The following is a 15,115-nucleotide window of genomic DNA, read 5'->3' as shown; positions in this document are numbered from 1 at the left end:
GGCCGGGTCATGACGGTTAAATTCGGGATTGAAAATTAAACCGGACAGCAGTGGCCTTATGCGGGCCATGACGTATACGGAGAGCAAGCTGAGAGGCTATGCAGTATCAGGCAAGCCCAAATGATCTAAAGTAGGAGGTCGAAATAGAAAGAACCTGCAGCGCACAGTGCTGCAAGTGCTGCAGATAGGGCACCAAAGGCATTCATGCGGCTAATTTTTCTCAGTGCATCAATAAAAGTGTCGATATTGTCGGGAACATCGAGCACCGAAGCGCAGAACCAGAATCCTGCCGCAAGTAGCGAGAATAAAACTCCTAGAGCTGTAATGACTTGCTCGATCAACGCATTTCCTCAGCTACACCCGCTGGTCCCGCCGCATGTGTCGCATTTCAGGCAGGTGCCGTTCCGCACCATGGTGAAGTTGCCGCATTCGCCGCAGGCTTCGCCTTCATAGCCCTTCATGCGCGCTTCGGCGACGCGCGACATGCCCGCGCCGCCCGAAGACGATCCGCCCCCGGACGAAACGGCGCCGACCGCAATGGCACTCACGGCCTCTGCGTTACCTGCGCGCATCAGCGCGCCGGCCGCCATCACTTCCGCCTTCACCGTTTGTTCGCGAACCGCGGGCGCGGCGACCGCTTCGGCGCTGCCCGCCTGTTTGCCGGCGCGCGCTTCCGCCGCCGCGCCGCCGCGCACGAGATAGAGATTGCCCATCTGCGCGTTGCGCGTGTAGCCGGGGCTCACCACGGCGGAGGCAGGAAGGGCAGGCGCCTTGCCTTCGTCGGCGCCGCCGCCCATCGCATCGAAGGCAAACTCCTTCGGGTCGACATGGCCGAGATCGGAGCGGTCGAGATAGGAGACGGCAAGTTCGCGGAACACATAGTCGAGGATCGAGGTTGCGTTCTTGATCCGGTCATTGCCCTGCACGAGGCCCGCCGGCTCGAAGCGCGTGAAGGTGAAGGCCTCCACATATTCCTCCAGCGGCACGCCATATTGCAGGCCGAGCGACACGGCGATGGCGAAATTGTTCATCAGCGAGCGGAAGGCCGCGCCTTCCTTGTGCATGTCGATGAAGATTTCGCCAATCTTGCCGTCGTCATATTCGCCGGTGCGCAGATAGACCTTGTGGCCGCCGACAAGCGCCTTTTGCGTGTAGCCCTTGCGCCGGTCGGGCAGGCGGTCGCGCGTCTTTTCCGACGCGACCACGCGCTCGGCCAGCTCCATCGCCGCGCGCTGCGCAACGACGCGGGCGCGCTCCTGCGCGGGCTGCGCCATCAGCGTTTCGACCGTGCTTTCGTCCTCGTCCTCCTTGATGTCGTCGTCGAGCAGTTGCGAGTTCAGCGGCTGCGAGAGCTTCGAGCCGTCGCGGTAGAGCGCATTCGCCTTGAGGCCGAGCTTCCAGGACAGCATGTAGCTCTCCTTGCAGTGCTCGACGCTCGCGCTGTTGGGCATGTTGATCGTCTTGGAGATCGCGCCCGAGATAAAGGGCTGTGCCGCCGCCATCATGCGGATATGGCTCTCGACCGAGAGATAGCGCTTGCCGATGCGCCCGCAGGGGTTCGCGCAGTCGAAGACGGGCAGGTGCTCGTCCTTGAGGCCCGGCGCGCCTTCCAGCGTCATCGCGCCGCAGACATGGAGGTTTGCCGCCTCGATTTCCTGCTTCGTGAAGCCGAGCGCCGCCAGCATGTCGAAATCGAGATCGTCCATGGCATCGGCGTTAAGACCGAGCGCGCCGGTGCAGAACTCTTCGCCGATCTGCCATTTGTTGAAGGCGAAGCGGATGTCGAAGGCGGTCGCCAGCGCCTTTTCGACGGCGGCGATCTTCTCCGGCGTGAAGCCGCGCTCCATCAGCCGTTCGTGGTTCACGCCCGGTGCGTTGGCGAGCGTGCCATGGCCGACGGCATAGTTCACGATCGTCTCGATCGCGGCTTCGCCGTAACCGAGCGTGCGCAGCGCCTGCGGCACAGCGCGGTTGATGATCTTGAAGTAGCCGCCGCCGGCCAGCTTCTTGAACTTCACCAGCGCGAAATCGGGTTCGATGCCCGTCGTGTCGCAATCCATCACGAGGCCGATGGTGCCCGTCGGCGCGATGACGGTCGACTGCGCATTGCGATAGCCGTAACGCTCGCCCATCGCGACGGCAAGGTCCCAGGAAGCGCGGGCATGGTCGACGAGATCGGCCTGCGGGCAGGAGGCCGCGTCGAGCGGCACGGGATAGACGCTCACCTCTTCATAGCCGCCATTGAGACCGTGCGCGGCGCGCGCATGGTTGCGCATCACGCGGAGCATGTGCTCGCGATTTTCTTCAAAGCCGGGGAAGGCGCCGAGCTCCTTCGCCATCTGCGCCGAGGTCGCATAGGAAACGCCCGTCATGACGGCGCTGATCGCGCCGGTGAGCGCGCGCGCCTCGCGCGAGTCATAGCCGAGGCCGCAGGACATCAGCAGCCCGCCGATATTCGCGAAGCCGAGACCGAGCGTGCGGAAGCGATAGCTCCGCTCGGCGATCTCGCGGCTGGGGAACTGCGCCATCAGCACCGAGATTTCGAGCACGATGGTCCAGAGCTTGACGGCATGTTCGAACGCCTCGACGTCGAAGCGTCCATTCGTCTCGCGGAACTGCAGCAGGTTGAGCGAGGCGAGATTGCAGGCCGTGTCGTCGAGGAACATGTATTCCGAGCACGGATTGCTGGCGCGGATCGGCCCCGAGGCCGGGCAGGTGTGCCAATCGTTGATCGTCGTGTGGTACTGGATGCCGGGATCGGCACTCGCCCATGCGGCATGGCCGACCTGGTCCCAGAGCTCGCGCGCGGGCAACTGCTTCGTCGTCTCGCCTGTCAGCCGGCTCCTGAGCGACCAGTCCTCGTCCTGTTCGACCGCGCGCAGGAAATCGTCCGTCACGCGCACGGTGTTGTTCGAGTTCTGGCCCGACACGGTGAGATAGGCTTCCGAGTCCCAGTCCGTGTCGTAGACGCGGAAGTCGATGTCCGTATAGCCCTGCTTCGCGAACTGGATCACGCGCTGGACGTAGTTTTCCGGCACATGCGCCTTGCGCGCCGCCAGCACTTCGCGCTTCAGTGCCGGGTTCTTCTTCGGATCGAAGCAATCGCCGTCCGCGCCCTCGCAGTTCACGCAGGCGCGCATGATGGCGTTGAGGTGTTTCTGGTTGATCTTCGAGCCGGTGACGAGCGCCGCCACCTTCTGCTCTTCCGTCACCTTCCAGTTGATGAAGGCCTCGATGTCGGGATGGTCGATGTCGACGATCACCATTTTCGCGGCGCGCCGCGTCGTGCCGCCGGACTTGATGGCGCCGGCCGCGCGGTCGCCGATCTTGAGGAAACTCATGAGGCCGGAGGATTTGCCGCCGCCCGACAGCGACTCGTTTTCGCCGCGCAGGTCCGAGAAGTTCGAGCCGGTGCCCGAGCCGTATTTGAAGAGCCGCGCCTCGCGCACCCACAGATCCATGATGCCGTTCTCGTTGACGAGATCGTCGTTCACGCTCTGGATGAAGCAGGCATGGGGCTGCGGATATTCATAGGCCGTCGAGGTGCGCGCCGTTTCGCCGGTCGCCGGGTCGGTGCGCCAGTGGCCCTGCGCGGGGCCGTCGATGCCATAGGCCCAGTGGAGCCCGGTGTTGAACCATTGCGGGGAATTGGGCGCCGCGATCTGCGCCGCCAGCATGAAACGCTGCTCGTCGAAGAAGGCGCGGGCATCGGCTTCCGAGTCGAAATAGCCGCCCTTCCAGCCCCAATAGGTCCAGGTGCCGGCCATCCGGTCGAAAACCTGCCGCGCGTCGCGCTCGGGGCCGAAGCGGTCTTCCGCGCGCAGCGCCTGAAGCGCGTCCCGGTCGGGCTCGTGCCGCCACAGGAAGTCCGGCACGCCCTCTTCCGGCACCGCCTTCAGCACGGAGGCAACACCCGCCTTGCGGAAATACTTCTGGGCCAGCACGTCGCAGGCGACCTGGCTCCACTCTGCGGGCACCTGGATGTCCTGCAGGTTGAACACGACCGAGCCGTCCGGATTGCGGATTTCGCTCGCCGTCGTCCTGAACTCGATGCCCTCGTAAGGCGACTGGCCCTCGACGGTGAAGCAACGCTGGATACGCATCTGGCCCCCGGCTTTCGGTATGCAATTGGTGCCTCGGGAGGGGAGGTGAGAAGCAGCTTCGCCGACGGTCCGGATATGCTTCCGGGCGCACTTCACCGTCGCGCCGAACCGTTCTGGAGTCTCGCTTTAAGTGCTTGACCTCATTAGGTTTTCGTCGCCAGGCGATTGTCTCTGTCAGATGCCCGCTGTTTCTCGTGCCTCTCCCCTGAGGGAAACCAAATCCTAGGGACCATGGCCGGGGGGCGTCAAGCCAAAGACGCAAGATGTAGGCGTGACAGGCATCCTTGATACGAGATGGGGTGGGGTGGCCACCCGAATCGAGAAGTTAACAGTCCGGAAACCCGTCCCTGTTACCAATGACCAAAGGCTCGAAACCCAGAATAGGTGGAGAAGCGGCGTGGGCGAGGTGAGTACAGCGTTCGGCAAGGAGCTGAAATCGCTGAAAATCCTGATGGTCGAGGACAATGGCAGCATGAGGCTGCTGTTGCGGACCATGCTTCACACATTCGGCATCACTGACATTCTTCAGGCGCGCGACGGCACGGACGGCCTGGTCGAGCTGCAACTCCACGACGTCGACCTCATCATCACCGACTGGGAAATGCAGCCGATGAACGGCCGCGACTTCATCACCCGCATCCGCGCCGTGGGCAACGAACCGATCTGTTTCACGCCGATCATCGTTCTGACGGGCCATGCCTCCCGCGGCCTCCTGTCGGAGGCTTTCGAGATCGGCGCCACGCATCTCCTCGTGAAACCGGTCACGCCGGCAAGCCTCCTCCACCGCATCCAGTGGGTTCTTTCCGACGACCGCAAGTTCGAGCGGGCAGGCGGCATCTACCGCCAGCCCATGCTGATCCACGAGCGTGAGGGGCTGCGCCGCAAGCGCATCGCCGGGCAAACGACCTGGGCCCTCGAATAGCCGCGCCGGGGCGCGCCTCAAAGCTGGACCGGGCCTCTCCCCAATGTCATATTCTGCCCGCTTTCGGCCCCCGCGGCGCCGGATTCGCGTTTATGATGACTGCGCGCCGCTCGCTTTCAACGGGATATCTCCATGGGTTTGTTTTCGGAAATCTTCATCTGGTGGCAGGGCCAGACCATGGGCACCCGCTTCCATACGTGGCGCAAGGGCAGCCTCGTTGGCGAGGACGGGCAGGGCAACCGGTACTATGAGTCGAAGGACGGCGCGGCGATCGGCGGCTATCAGCGCCGCTGGGTGATCTATAACGGCCTGGTCGAGGCCTCCTGCGTGCCGCCGGAGTGGCATGGCTGGCTTCATCACACCGTGGACACACCGCCCAACGCGGAAAGCTACCAGCCCCGCGAATGGCAGAAACCGCACATGCCGAACCTCACGGGCACGCCGCAGGCCTATCGTCCGGCGGGCAGCCTTCACAAGGGTAGCCATCGGCCGCAGGCAACTGGCGACTACAAGGCCTGGCGCCCCGAGTAATCGGCGCCGCGCAGCACTTCATCCAGGGTCATCCGGGGACGTCCATGCAAAGCAATCTCGTCGAAACGCTGATCGGCACTCTGGTCGTCGCCGTCGCGGCCGTCTTCCTCTTCTACGGCTATACGACGTCGGGCATGCGCAGTGCTGCCGGCTACCGCGTCAACGCGGCCTTCAGCTCCGTCGATGGTCTCGCGACCGGCGCCGATGTACGCCTCTCCGGCATCAAGATCGGCACGGTCGTCCGCCAGTCGCTCGACCCCGAGACCTATCAGGCCGTCGTGACGCTCGACATCGCACCCAGCGTGAAACTGCCGGACGACAGCAGCGCCAAGATCACCAGCGAAGGTCTTCTCGGCGGCAGCTACATTTCCGTCACGCCGGGCGGCAGCGAGGATATTCTTGCCGATGGCGGCGAGATCATGTTCACCCAGGGCTCGGTCGATCTCATGAGCCTGATCGGGCAGGCCGTCTTCTCGGCAACGGACAGCGGCACGGGCGATAAGTAGCCCCGCGCGGAGAATGCCGATGCGTTTCCTCATTCCTTCGGCTGTGGGCATCGCCTTTCTCGCGACCGGCGCGAGCCCGGCGCTTGCCAGTGCATATCCCGTCGCCGTTTTCAGCGGTCTCGACAAGATCACGGCGCGCGTCACGAGTTTCGAGGCGAAGGTGAACGAGCCCACGACCTTCGGCGCGCTGCAGGTTCTGGTCCGCACCTGCGACAAGAACCCACCCGAGGAAACGCCGCGCACCGCCGCCTATGTCGAAATCCGTCAGTTGGAGCGCAGGGGCGCGACCGCGGCCGATCCCGACGCGCAGACGGAAGTCCACCCGGCGCCGGTCTTCTCGGGCTGGATGTTTGCGGAAAGCCCCGGCCTCAACGCGCTGGAGCACCCCGTCTACGATGTCTGGGTGACGGACTGCAAAATTTCCTCCGGCGACGCGTCGAGCGGCAGCGAATAGAAGTCGGCTTCCTCTGCCGTCGCCTGGAAGAGCCGCGCGCGATACTGGTCGCGCGAAATCTCGATCGCGCCGAACTGCGTGAGATGCGACGTCACGAACTGCGTGTCGAGCAGCCGGTAGCCGCCCCGGATGAGCCGTGCCACCAGATAGACGAGCGCCACCTTGCTTGCATCGGTCGCGCGGCTGAACATGCTCTCGCCGAAAAAGGCCGCGCCCAGCGAAACGCCGTAGAGCCCGCCCATCAGCAGGCTTCCCTGCCAGCACTCGACCGAATGCGCGCGCCCGGCCGAATGAAGATCGCAATAAAGGCCGACGATGCGGTCGTTGATCCATGTGCCGTCGCGGTTCGGCGCCGCTTCCGCGCAGCCGAGCATCGTTTCGCGAAAGGCCGTATCGACCCGGACCTCGAAAGGCTGCTGGCGGATCGTGCGCCTCAGCCTCTTGGGAACATGAAATTTGTCGAGAGGCAGGATGCCCCGCGCTTCCGGATCGATCCAGTAGAGCTGCGGATCGTCGCGCGATTCCGCCATCGGAAACACGCCATAGGCATAGGCTCGGAGCAGTACCTCGGCGTCAATCTCGCTCATCTCGTTACCGCAAACGTCCTGACCCTCGCCGCCGTTCCGCCGCGGGTCAGCCCTGCTGCTTTTTCAGGAAGTCTTCGAGCCAGTGGATATGGTACTCGCCGTTGATGAAATCCGGCTCGTTCACCAGTTCCTGGAAGAGCGGGATCGTCGTCTTGATGCCGTCGATGACGAACTCGTGCAGCGTCCGGCGAAGCCGCATCAGGCACTCGTTGCGGTTGCGTCCACTCACCACCAGCTTGCCGATCAGGCTGTCGTAATAGGGCGGAATCCGGTAGCCCGAATAGACCGCACTGTCGACGCGCACGCCAAGCCCGCCCGGCGTATGGAAATCCTTGATGGTTCCGGGCGAGGGCGCGAAGGTCTTTGGGTCTTCCGCGTTGATGCGGCACTCGATGGCGTGACCGCTGAACTCGACGTCTTCCTGCCGGAAGCTCATCTCGAGCCCGGCGGCGATGCGGATCTGTTCGCGCACGAGGTCGATGCCGGTAACGGCTTCGGTGATCGGATGCTCCACCTGCAGGCGCGTGTTCATCTCGATGAAGAAGAACTGCCCGTCCTCGTAGAGGAACTCGACCGTGCCGACGCCGAGATAGCCGAGCCCCTTGATCGCGCGCGAAACGATGCCGCCGATCTCATCGCGCTGCTGCGCGTTGAGGGCGGGCGAGGGGCATTCCTCGAGCACCTTCTGGTGGCGCCGCTGCAGCGAGCAGTCGCGCTCGCCCAGATGCGCCACATTGCCGTGCGCGTCGGCGATCACCTGCACCTCGATATGGCGCGGCTGGCCGAGATATTTCTCCATGTAGAGCGAGTCGTCGCCGAAGGCGGCCTTGGCCTCCGCCCGCGCCGTCGACAGCGCGGAGGAGAGCTCGCCCTTCGAGCGCGCGACCTTCATGCCGCGTCCGCCGCCACCCGCCGCCGCCTTCACGAGCACGGGATAGCCCGTCTCCTCGGCGACCTTGTAGGCCTCCTCGTCGGTGCGGATCGCGCCGTCGGAGCCCGGCACGCAAGGGATGCCGAGCTTCCTTGCCGTGACCTTCGCCTGGATCTTGTCGCCCATCAGGCGGATATGGTCGCCGCTCGGCCCGATGAAGGTGATGCCATGGGCAGCCAGAATGTCGGCGAACTTCGCATTCTCCGACAGGAAGCCATAGCCGGGATGCACCGCGTCCGCGCCCGTGATCTCGCAGGCCGAGATGATCGCCGGAATGTTGAGGTAGCTTTCGCTCGCGGGCGCCGGGCCGATGCACACGCTTTCATTCGCCAGGCGGACATGCATCGCGTCCGCATCCGCCGTCGAATGGACCGCAACCGTCTTGATGCCCATTTCGCGGCAGGCGCGATGGACACGCAGCGCGATTTCGCCGCGGTTTGCAATGAGGACCTTTTCGAACATGCGCGGCGGCCCGTCCTTACTCGATCACGAAGAGTGGTTCGCCGAACTCGACCGGCTGCCCGTCATCGACGAGAACGGCGGTGAGCTTGCCCGAACGCGGCGCCGGAATATGGTTCATCGTCTTCATCGCCTCGATGATGAGGACGGTCTGCCCCTCGCTGATCTGCTGGCCCACCTGCGCGAACACGGCCGCGCCGGGCTCGGGCGCGAGATAGGCCGTGCCGACCATCGGCGAGTTGACGGCGCCGGGATGGGATGCGCCCTCGGCCGCCGCTGCAGGCGCCGCCGCGGCCGGCGCATGTGCCGCCGGGGCCGGCGCCGCGATATGCGTCACCGCCTGTGCCACCTGCCGCGCCACGCGCAGCTTCAGCCCGTCCGTCTCGATCTCGATTTCGCTGAGGTCCGTCTCCGTGAGGAGGGCGGCCAGTTGCCGGATCAGTTCCTGGTCGACGCCTGCTTTGCTCATCTCGCTCTTCTTGCTTTCCTGTTTACTCGCGGACTTGCCGTTCTGGATGGCCTTCGGGGGCTGTTGCTTCGTTGCCAAGGCGCGGGACCCTCTTGCGGTTTACTTTTGTGACAGCTTGCTCTTCACGGCTTCGAGCGCGAGCTCGTAGCCGATCGTGCCGAGGCCGCAGATGACGCCTGTGGCGACGGATGAAATGGTCGAATGGTGGCGGAAGCTCTCGCGCTTGTAGACGTTCGAGATGTGCACCTCGATCACCGGAATGTCGAGCGTCGCGAGCGCGTCGTGGATCGCGATGGACGTATGCGAATAGGCGCCCGCATTGAGGATGACGCCGGACGCCATCTCGCGCGCCTCGTGGATCCAGTCCACAAGCTCGCCTTCGTGGTTCGACTGGCGGCAGATCGTGGTCAGTCCGAGCGTCTTCGCGCGCGATTTCACCTGGGCCTCGATATCGGCCAGCGTCGTCGAGCCGTAGATTTCCGGTTCCCGCTGGCCGAGCAGGTTCAGGTTCGGCCCATTGAGCACGAACACCGGCTTTGCCGTTGCCTTTTGGGCCGCCGCTTTGGAGCTGGATTTGGCCATCGGGTCGAGGGCTTTCGTCTCGGGCGCGTGAATACGCTTTATGGAGGGGAACGTATCGGGCGGCAAAAGGGCGAAAATGTGGTCCCCCTCGGCCGCTCTTCGCCCCCGAATCTCGGCCTCTTTTATACGCAACTCGCCCGGCCAGTAAAAGCCTTGTCGGCCCAAGGGTTTGAGGGTGCCGCAAGGGGAGGGGCGGGGAGCGCGCGTCCCGTCTTGAACTCGGCCTTCCCCTCACCCATTATCCGGCCAACGGAGAGGCGTTAAGGAAGACATGAAGCTCACGGTGAATGGCGAGATGCGCGAGGTTGAGCCTCCGATGACGGTGCTCGGCCTTGTCGAGAGCTTCGGCCTCAAACCTCAGAAGATCGCGGTGGAGCGCAATCTCGAAATCGTGCCGCGCTCGGCCTATGGGCAGGTCGCGCTCGCCGAGGGCGACCGCATCGAGATCGTGAATTTCGTCGGCGGCGGGTGACCGGAGCGTTTCCAGGCGAAGTGGACGCCGGTTCGCCGTCCGGAAACGCGACCAAGACTTAAACATCTACAATCAAGGAGTAGGCAGAGTGACGGAAGCGGCAGCGCGCGTGGCGGAACAGGCGGCAGGCGACGATGAATTCGTCGTCGCGGGCCGCAGGCTCAAGTCGCGCCTCATCGTCGGCACGGGCAAGTACAAAGACCTCGCGCAGAACGCCGCGGCCGTGGAAGCGGCGGGCGCGGAGATCGTCACCGTCGCCATGCGCCGCGTGAACGTCACCAATCCGAACGAGCCCATGCTCGTCGACTATATCGACCCGAAAAAGGTGATCTACCTGCCGAACACAGCCGGCTGCTACACGGCGGAGGATGCGGTGCGCACGCTCCGTCTCGCGCGCGAAGCGGGCGGCTGGAACCTCGTGAAGCTCGAAGTGCTGGGCGATCAAAAGACGCTCTATCCCGACATGATCGAAACGTTGCGTGCCGCCGAAGCCCTGCTGAAGGACGGCTTCGAAGTCATGGTCTATTGCACCGACGACCCGATCATGGCGAAGAAGCTCGAAGACATGGGCTGCTGCGCGATCATGCCGCTCGCTGCCCCCATCGGCTCGGGCCTCGGCATCCAGAACCCGATCAACATCCGCCTCATCGTCGAGCAGTCGAAAGTGCCCGTGCTCGTCGATGCGGGCGTCGGCACGGCGTCGGACGCCGCCGTGGCGATGGAGCTCGGCTGCGATGGCGTGCTGATGAACACGGCAATCGCCGAAGCGAAAGACCCTATCAAGATGGCCCGCGCGATGAAACTCGCCGTGGAAGCAGGACGCCTCGCTTACCTCGCCGGCCGCATGCCGAAGAAACTCTATGCCGATCCGTCATCGCCGATGGGCGGGCTCATCTAGCCTCACCGGAACAGCATCACCGGGATTTTGCACGACCGGATCATCTCCGTGGTCGTGGAGCCGATGATGAGGCTGCGGATGCGCGAATGGCCATAGGCGCCCATCGCGAGAAGATCGATCCCCTGCGCCTCGACATGATCGGCGATGGCGGCTTCCGGCGCCGTGGCCGCGACAAAGGCTTTCGCCTCGCGCCCGGCGGACGCGAACAGCGCCGCTGCCTCGTCGAGCTTGCTCCGCCGCTCCGGCGTGCTCTCGCCCGCCATGAGCAAATGGCATTCGAGCCCCGCGAAAAGCGGGCTTTCAGCGCAGTAGGAAGCCGCCTTCATGCTGCTCGGCCCGCCATCGAAGGCGATGAGAAGCCGGCGGGGCTCGCGAAAGCCGCGCGCCGCGATGAACACCGGCTTGTGGCTTGCCCGCACGATGCGCTCGATATTCGAACCGAGATGGAGCTTCGCAAAATCCGCTGCCTCGCCGCGCTTGCCGATCACCAGCATGCCGGCATCGGCTTCCGCTTCCGCCACCGTCTCCAGAATGTCGCCGATGCGAAGCCGCGTCGTCACGTCGGTGACGTCGGCTTCCGCGAACACCGCTTTCGCGTCTTCGAGAATGGCGCGGCCGCGCTGCTGCTGCAGCTTTGCCCGCTGCTCGTCGAGCAGGGTGAGTTCTTCCAGAAGCGCACTGCGCGCCCCGAGTGCGATGCTGCCGCTGAGGTCGGCGGCGTCCGTTCCCTCGCGGCGCCCGAGCACATGCAGCAGATCGACGCTGGCGCCCGTGCGCGCGGCGATCCAGGCGGCGTTCTCGCAGACGCTGTGCGAATAGATCGAGCCGTCCACCAGCGCGATGATTTTCTTCGTCATGTCCATTCCTCCCTCAATGCCCCATCAGCTTTTCGAGCGCGCCCGGCTTGTCGTGAATGGCAAGCCTGTCGACGATGGTTTCGCTCGCTTCGTTGAGCCCGGCGATCTCGACCGTCGCGCCGTCGCGCCGGAACTTCAGCACCGCCATGTCGAGCGCGGCGACGCTCGAAATATCCCAGATATGCGCCCGGCTGACGTCGATGACGACGCGCTCCAGCGCCTCCCTGAAATCGAAGGAGGCCAGAAAGTCGTCCGACGAGGCAAAGAATATCTGCCCCTCGACGACATAGACGCGTTCGCGCCCGTCTTCCGACAGCGTCGAGGTCACGCGGAATATCTGCGCGATCTTCCAGGCAAAGAAGAGGCCGGAAAGAAGCACGCCCGCCAGAACGCCGATGGCGAGATTATGCGTCAGCACGACGGTGACGACCGTCGCGAGCATCACGGCGGAGGAACTGCGCGGATGATGGCGCAGATTGCGGATCGAGGACCAGCTGAATGTGCCGATGGACACCATGATCATGATGGCGACGAGGGCTGCCATCGGGATCTGCTTCACCCAGTCGCCCAGCACCACGATCATGAACAGCAGGAAGATACCCGCGCAGAAAGTCGAGAGCCTGCCGCGCCCGCCCGATTTTACGTTGATCATCGACTGACCGATCATCGCGCAACCCGCCATGCCGCCGATGAAGCCCGTCGCCGTATTCGCGAGGCCCTGGCCGATGCACTCCCGGTTCTTGTCGCTCGGCGTATCCGTCAGGTCGTCGACGATGGTCGCCGTCATCAGCGATTCGAGCAGGCCGACAGCCGCCACCGCCGCCGAATAGGGCAGGATGATCGTCAGCGTTTCGAATGTCAGCGGTATCTGCGGCAGCAGGAAAATGGGGAGCGTCGAGGGCAGTTCGCCCATGTCGCCGACCATGCGGATGTCGAAACCGAAATACATTGCAACGCCCGTCAGCGCGATGATGCAGATGAGCGGCGAGGGAATGGATTTCGTCAGCATCGGAAAGAGATAGATGATGCCGAGCCCCGCCGCGACCATCGCATAGGTGAGCCAGGGCACGCCGATCAGTTCCGGCAGTTGCGCCATGAAAATCAGGATCGCGAGCGCATTCACGAAGCCCGTCATCACCGAGCGCGAAACGAAGCGCATCACATAGCCGAGCTTGAGGAAGCCCGCGGCGATCTGCATGAGCCCTGCGAGCACCGTCGCCGCGAGCAGATATTCAAGCCCGTGGTCGCGCACCAGCGTCACCATCAGCACGGCGGTCGCCGCCGTCGCGGCCGAGATCATGCCGGGCCGCCCGCCCGTGATCGCGACGATGACGGCGATGGAGAAGGACGCATAGAGCCCGACCTTCGGATCGACGCCCGCGATGATCGAAAAGGCGATGGCTTCGGGAATGAGAGCCAGCGCGACGACGAGACCGGCGAGCACATCGCCGCGAATATTGCCGAACCACTGCTGGCGATAGGCATCGAGGGAAAGCATGGAAAAACGCGACAAGGGGGACTTCCGCAACAAGAGGAATGCGCGCGGAACCGGAGGGTGCCGCGTGAAACGGGGGTGTTGAGCTTGATGATCCGGCGGATCGGCGGCCGGAAGAGCCACCCGGGCTTGCGCCGGGTCCTGAGACGATGCCGCTTGTTAAACCGGATTATGCTGCGGCGCAATATAAAAGAGCGGGGCGGGCAGGTTATGCGGGCGTCTGCATGGCGTCGGACGCCGCCGTTGCGATAGAGTTCGGCTGCGATGGTGCGCTGATGAACGCGGCGATTGCCGGAGCGAAAGACCCGGTCAAAATGGCCCGCGCGATGAAACTCGCCGTCGAGGCCGGCCACCTCGCCTATCTCGCGGGCCGCATGCGCAAGAAGCTCTACGCCGATCCCTCATCGCCGATGGGCGGGCTGATTTAGGATAAACTCATGACGCATATTGAGGACGTAGAAGGTTATCTTGATTATTACCTTGATCCTCAAAATGTATTTGACTTCGGAGTCATGTTGGATGGCCCCTGGGGTGCAGGCAAGACGCACTTCGTTAAGTCGTACCTTGAAAAATTGCAGAAGCGCGGTAGACAGGCCGATCCTCTGAATGAGAAGCCGTTCCTCTACGTCAGTTTGTATGGCGCAAGCACGGTTGGCCAAATATCAGAGCAATTCTTCGCGCAGATGCACCCGATATTGAGCTCCGGTGCTGTTCGTATGCTCGGCAGTTTGGCAGTTGCAGCTGTCAATGCCTATACCGGAGCGGGCGTAGGCGGTGGAGATAGCCCGCGAGACACAATCCGAGACGGACTGGTGAAACTTGAAGGAAAGATACTAGTCTTTGACGACTTGGAGCGTTGCTCCATGCCAATTGCTGAAGCGATGGGCTTTATTAACGCGTTCGTTGAGCACGAAGGCCTAAAGGTGATTGTTGTTGCGAACCAGGAAGAGATACCAAAACCTCAGTTAGAGGACTATCAACGAAAGAAAGAGAAGCTTATAGGCAAAACCATCCGGATTGCCTCAGACCCAAGAGCGGTATTTGACGTGTTTGCGGCTAATCTGCAGATACAAGCTGCAAAAACGTGCGTTTTGGAGAACAAAGAGAAAGTTCTGCGGACGTTCGAAGAATCCGGCAAACAAAATTTTCGCAGCCTCAGGTCGGTTTTAGTCGACTTTGATCGCATCGTTTCGCTGCTGGGGGAAGAGCTTCAAGGAAGTGACGCCGCCCTATCTCGTCTTCTCCTTTACATTGTAGCGACTGGCATTGAGTTCAAAGCAGACGCGCTGCGACGCAACGACTTTGCGCGGTTGTCACCAACGTACTTCAAGCTTCGCATTTCCGATGCAGAAGACGGCGACGAAAAAAGGCTGGAAGAGATTCAGGAGAAGTATCATGAGGTTGATTGGTCTGATCCGGTGATCTTGCCAGAAATTTTAGGTGATTTCTTTGGCTCGGGCATTCTTGATGGTGATGAAGTAAGGAAACATGTGGCTGAGCACCCGCTTGTCGCTGGGCCGAAGCAGACGCCTGCATGGCGACAACTTTGGGCGTGGTATGATCTGCCACGTGCGCAATATGAATCCGCACGATCAAAATTGATCGAAAACCTTGCGACCCACGACTTAAACCATCCTGGAATCATTTTGCACGCCGCCGGCATTGTCATTGAATTTGCCGAGAACGGTGATCACATTCTCGGATCGAGAGTTAGTATCCCCGGATTTTTTAAGAAGTACCTCAAGGAACTTTTGATTGAAAAGACGCTTGTTCCGGCGATAGAGATATTTGACTTCTGACGTGAGCCCCTGAACTTCCTCCAGATTTGAGTAGAGTCCGTCAATTGAAG

Annotated in this window: 15 protein-coding genes, 1 pseudogene and 1 other annotated feature; of the genes and pseudogenes, 8 read left to right on the top strand and 8 right to left on the bottom strand. The window is 62.7% G+C overall.

Annotated features, from left to right (window positions below; genetic code table 11):
- Positions 1–125 precede the first annotated feature (125 nt).
- Together ACKUUH_RS16040 and ACKUUH_RS16035 are read right to left on the bottom strand one after the other, a co-directional pair.
- The gene (locus tag ACKUUH_RS16040) at positions 126–341 is read right to left on the bottom strand and encodes a hypothetical protein (protein WP_407950903.1); all 216 of its coding nucleotides are present in this window, start codon (positions 339–341) and stop codon (positions 126–128) included.
- 9 nt (positions 342–350) lie between these two features.
- The gene (locus ACKUUH_RS16035; RefSeq protein WP_407950902.1) at positions 351–4,103 is read right to left on the bottom strand and encodes a vitamin B12-dependent ribonucleotide reductase; all 3,753 of its coding nucleotides are present in this window, start codon (positions 4,101–4,103) and stop codon (positions 351–353) included.
- A gap of 397 nt (positions 4,104–4,500) precedes the next feature.
- Between ACKUUH_RS16035 and ACKUUH_RS16030 the strand changes: the two genes are divergently transcribed.
- The 4 genes from ACKUUH_RS16030 to ACKUUH_RS16015 all read left to right on the top strand — a co-directional run bounded on the left by ACKUUH_RS16030 (position 4,501) and on the right by ACKUUH_RS16015 (position 6,516).
- On the top strand, positions 4,501–5,025 hold the full coding sequence (locus tag ACKUUH_RS16030) for a response regulator (protein WP_407950900.1): 525 nt from the start codon (positions 4,501–4,503) through the stop codon (positions 5,023–5,025).
- 132 nt (positions 5,026–5,157) lie between these two features.
- The gene (locus ACKUUH_RS16025; protein WP_407950899.1) at positions 5,158–5,556 is read left to right on the top strand and encodes an NADH:ubiquinone oxidoreductase subunit NDUFA12; all 399 of its coding nucleotides are present in this window, start codon (positions 5,158–5,160) and stop codon (positions 5,554–5,556) included.
- 44 nt (positions 5,557–5,600) lie between these two features.
- A complete protein-coding gene (mlaD, locus tag ACKUUH_RS16020; protein WP_407950898.1) occupies positions 5,601–6,062 on the top strand; it encodes an outer membrane lipid asymmetry maintenance protein MlaD in 462 nt (153 codons plus the stop codon).
- Between the two features lie 19 nt (positions 6,063–6,081).
- On the top strand, positions 6,082–6,516 hold the full coding sequence (locus ACKUUH_RS16015) for a DUF2155 domain-containing protein (protein WP_407950897.1): 435 nt from the start codon (positions 6,082–6,084) through the stop codon (positions 6,514–6,516).
- Here ACKUUH_RS16015 and aat read toward each other — a convergent pair.
- From aat to aroQ, 4 genes are all read right to left on the bottom strand, one after another.
- Positions 6,453–7,103 (bottom strand): leucyl/phenylalanyl-tRNA--protein transferase, encoded by a 651-nt coding sequence (gene aat / locus ACKUUH_RS16010; protein ID WP_407950896.1) that lies wholly within the window; start codon positions 7,101–7,103, stop codon positions 6,453–6,455. The two genes, ACKUUH_RS16015 and aat, sit on opposite strands and share 64 nt — an antisense overlap.
- Before the next feature lie 46 nt (positions 7,104–7,149).
- Positions 7,150–8,496, bottom strand: a complete 1,347-nt coding sequence (accC, locus tag ACKUUH_RS16005; RefSeq protein ID WP_407950895.1) for an acetyl-CoA carboxylase biotin carboxylase subunit — start codon at positions 8,494–8,496, stop codon at positions 7,150–7,152.
- A 16-nt stretch (positions 8,497–8,512) separates the two neighbouring features.
- Positions 8,513–8,962 (bottom strand): acetyl-CoA carboxylase biotin carboxyl carrier protein, encoded by a 450-nt coding sequence (accB, locus tag ACKUUH_RS16000; protein WP_407950894.1) that lies wholly within the window; start codon positions 8,960–8,962, stop codon positions 8,513–8,515.
- 99 nt (positions 8,963–9,061) lie between these two features.
- Positions 9,062–9,544 carry a type II 3-dehydroquinate dehydratase gene (gene aroQ, locus ACKUUH_RS15995; protein WP_407950893.1) on the bottom strand — a complete coding sequence of 161 codons (483 nt, stop codon included), beginning with the start codon at positions 9,542–9,544 and terminating at the stop codon, positions 9,062–9,064.
- Between the two features lie 271 nt (positions 9,545–9,815).
- Here aroQ and thiS point away from each other — a divergent pair, with 271 nt between their 5' ends.
- Together thiS and ACKUUH_RS15985 are read left to right on the top strand one after the other, a co-directional pair.
- The gene (gene thiS, locus ACKUUH_RS15990; protein ID WP_407950892.1) at positions 9,816–10,016 is read left to right on the top strand and encodes a sulfur carrier protein ThiS; all 201 of its coding nucleotides are present in this window, start codon (positions 9,816–9,818) and stop codon (positions 10,014–10,016) included.
- 109 nt (positions 10,017–10,125) lie between these two features.
- Positions 10,126–10,914 (top strand): thiazole synthase, encoded by a 789-nt coding sequence (locus ACKUUH_RS15985; RefSeq protein WP_407950905.1) that lies wholly within the window; start codon positions 10,126–10,128, stop codon positions 10,912–10,914.
- Between the two features lie 2 nt (positions 10,915–10,916).
- Here ACKUUH_RS15985 and ACKUUH_RS15980 read toward each other — a convergent pair whose 3' ends face one another.
- Entirely contained in the window at positions 10,917–11,771 is an 855-nt protein-coding gene (locus tag ACKUUH_RS15980; RefSeq protein ID WP_407950891.1) for a universal stress protein, read from the bottom strand.
- 13 nt (positions 11,772–11,784) lie between these two features.
- Positions 11,785–13,269: a SulP family inorganic anion transporter gene (locus ACKUUH_RS15975; RefSeq protein ID WP_407950904.1), complete on the bottom strand. Its 1,485-nt coding sequence runs from the start codon at positions 13,267–13,269 to the stop codon at positions 11,785–11,787.
- A gap of 86 nt (positions 13,270–13,355) precedes the next feature.
- Positions 13,356–13,411: a sequence feature (sul1 is cis-regulatory element that is thought to sense ions involved in sulfur or methionine metabolism; They are found in Alphaproteobacteria), on the bottom strand.
- 67 nt (positions 13,412–13,478) lie between these two features.
- Here ACKUUH_RS15975 and ACKUUH_RS15970 point away from each other — a divergent pair.
- Positions 13,479–13,694, top strand: a pseudogene (locus tag ACKUUH_RS15970) (thiazole synthase); the annotation flags it as partial.
- 9 nt (positions 13,695–13,703) lie between these two features.
- Positions 13,704–15,065, top strand: a complete 1,362-nt coding sequence (locus tag ACKUUH_RS15965) for a P-loop NTPase fold protein (protein WP_407950889.1) — start codon at positions 13,704–13,706, stop codon at positions 15,063–15,065.
- The last annotated feature ends 50 nt before the right edge of the window (positions 15,066–15,115 follow it).

The organism is Parvibaculum sp., assembly GCF_045863935.1.
In the GTDB taxonomy this organism is placed as follows: Bacteria; Pseudomonadota; Alphaproteobacteria; order Parvibaculales; family Parvibaculaceae; genus Parvibaculum.
This window is presented reverse-complemented; position numbering and strand designations above follow the sequence as displayed.

Coding starts and splice junctions, on each gene's coding strand:
- accB (WP_407950894.1), bottom strand. CDS start 8,962: ATGAGCAAAGCAGGCGTCGACCAGGAACTGATCCGGCAACTGGCCGCC.
- ACKUUH_RS15980 (WP_407950891.1), bottom strand. CDS start 11,771: ATGACGAAGAAAATCATCGCGCTGGTGGACGGCTCGATCTATTCGCAC.
- mlaD (WP_407950898.1), top strand. CDS start 5,601: ATGCAAAGCAATCTCGTCGAAACGCTGATCGGCACTCTGGTCGTCGCC.
- ACKUUH_RS16025 (WP_407950899.1), top strand. CDS start 5,158: ATGGGTTTGTTTTCGGAAATCTTCATCTGGTGGCAGGGCCAGACCATG.
- aroQ (WP_407950893.1), bottom strand. CDS start 9,544: ATGGCCAAATCCAGCTCCAAAGCGGCGGCCCAAAAGGCAACGGCAAAG.
- thiS (WP_407950892.1), top strand. CDS start 9,816: ATGAAGCTCACGGTGAATGGCGAGATGCGCGAGGTTGAGCCTCCGATG.
- aat (WP_407950896.1), bottom strand. CDS start 7,103: ATGAGCGAGATTGACGCCGAGGTACTGCTCCGAGCCTATGCCTATGGC.
- accC (WP_407950895.1), bottom strand. CDS start 8,496: ATGTTCGAAAAGGTCCTCATTGCAAACCGCGGCGAAATCGCGCTGCGT.
- ACKUUH_RS16035 (WP_407950902.1), bottom strand. CDS start 4,103: ATGCGTATCCAGCGTTGCTTCACCGTCGAGGGCCAGTCGCCTTACGAG.
- ACKUUH_RS15965 (WP_407950889.1), top strand. CDS start 13,704: ATGACGCATATTGAGGACGTAGAAGGTTATCTTGATTATTACCTTGAT.
- ACKUUH_RS15975 (WP_407950904.1), bottom strand. CDS start 13,269: ATGCTTTCCCTCGATGCCTATCGCCAGCAGTGGTTCGGCAATATTCGC.
- ACKUUH_RS16015 (WP_407950897.1), top strand. CDS start 6,082: ATGCGTTTCCTCATTCCTTCGGCTGTGGGCATCGCCTTTCTCGCGACC.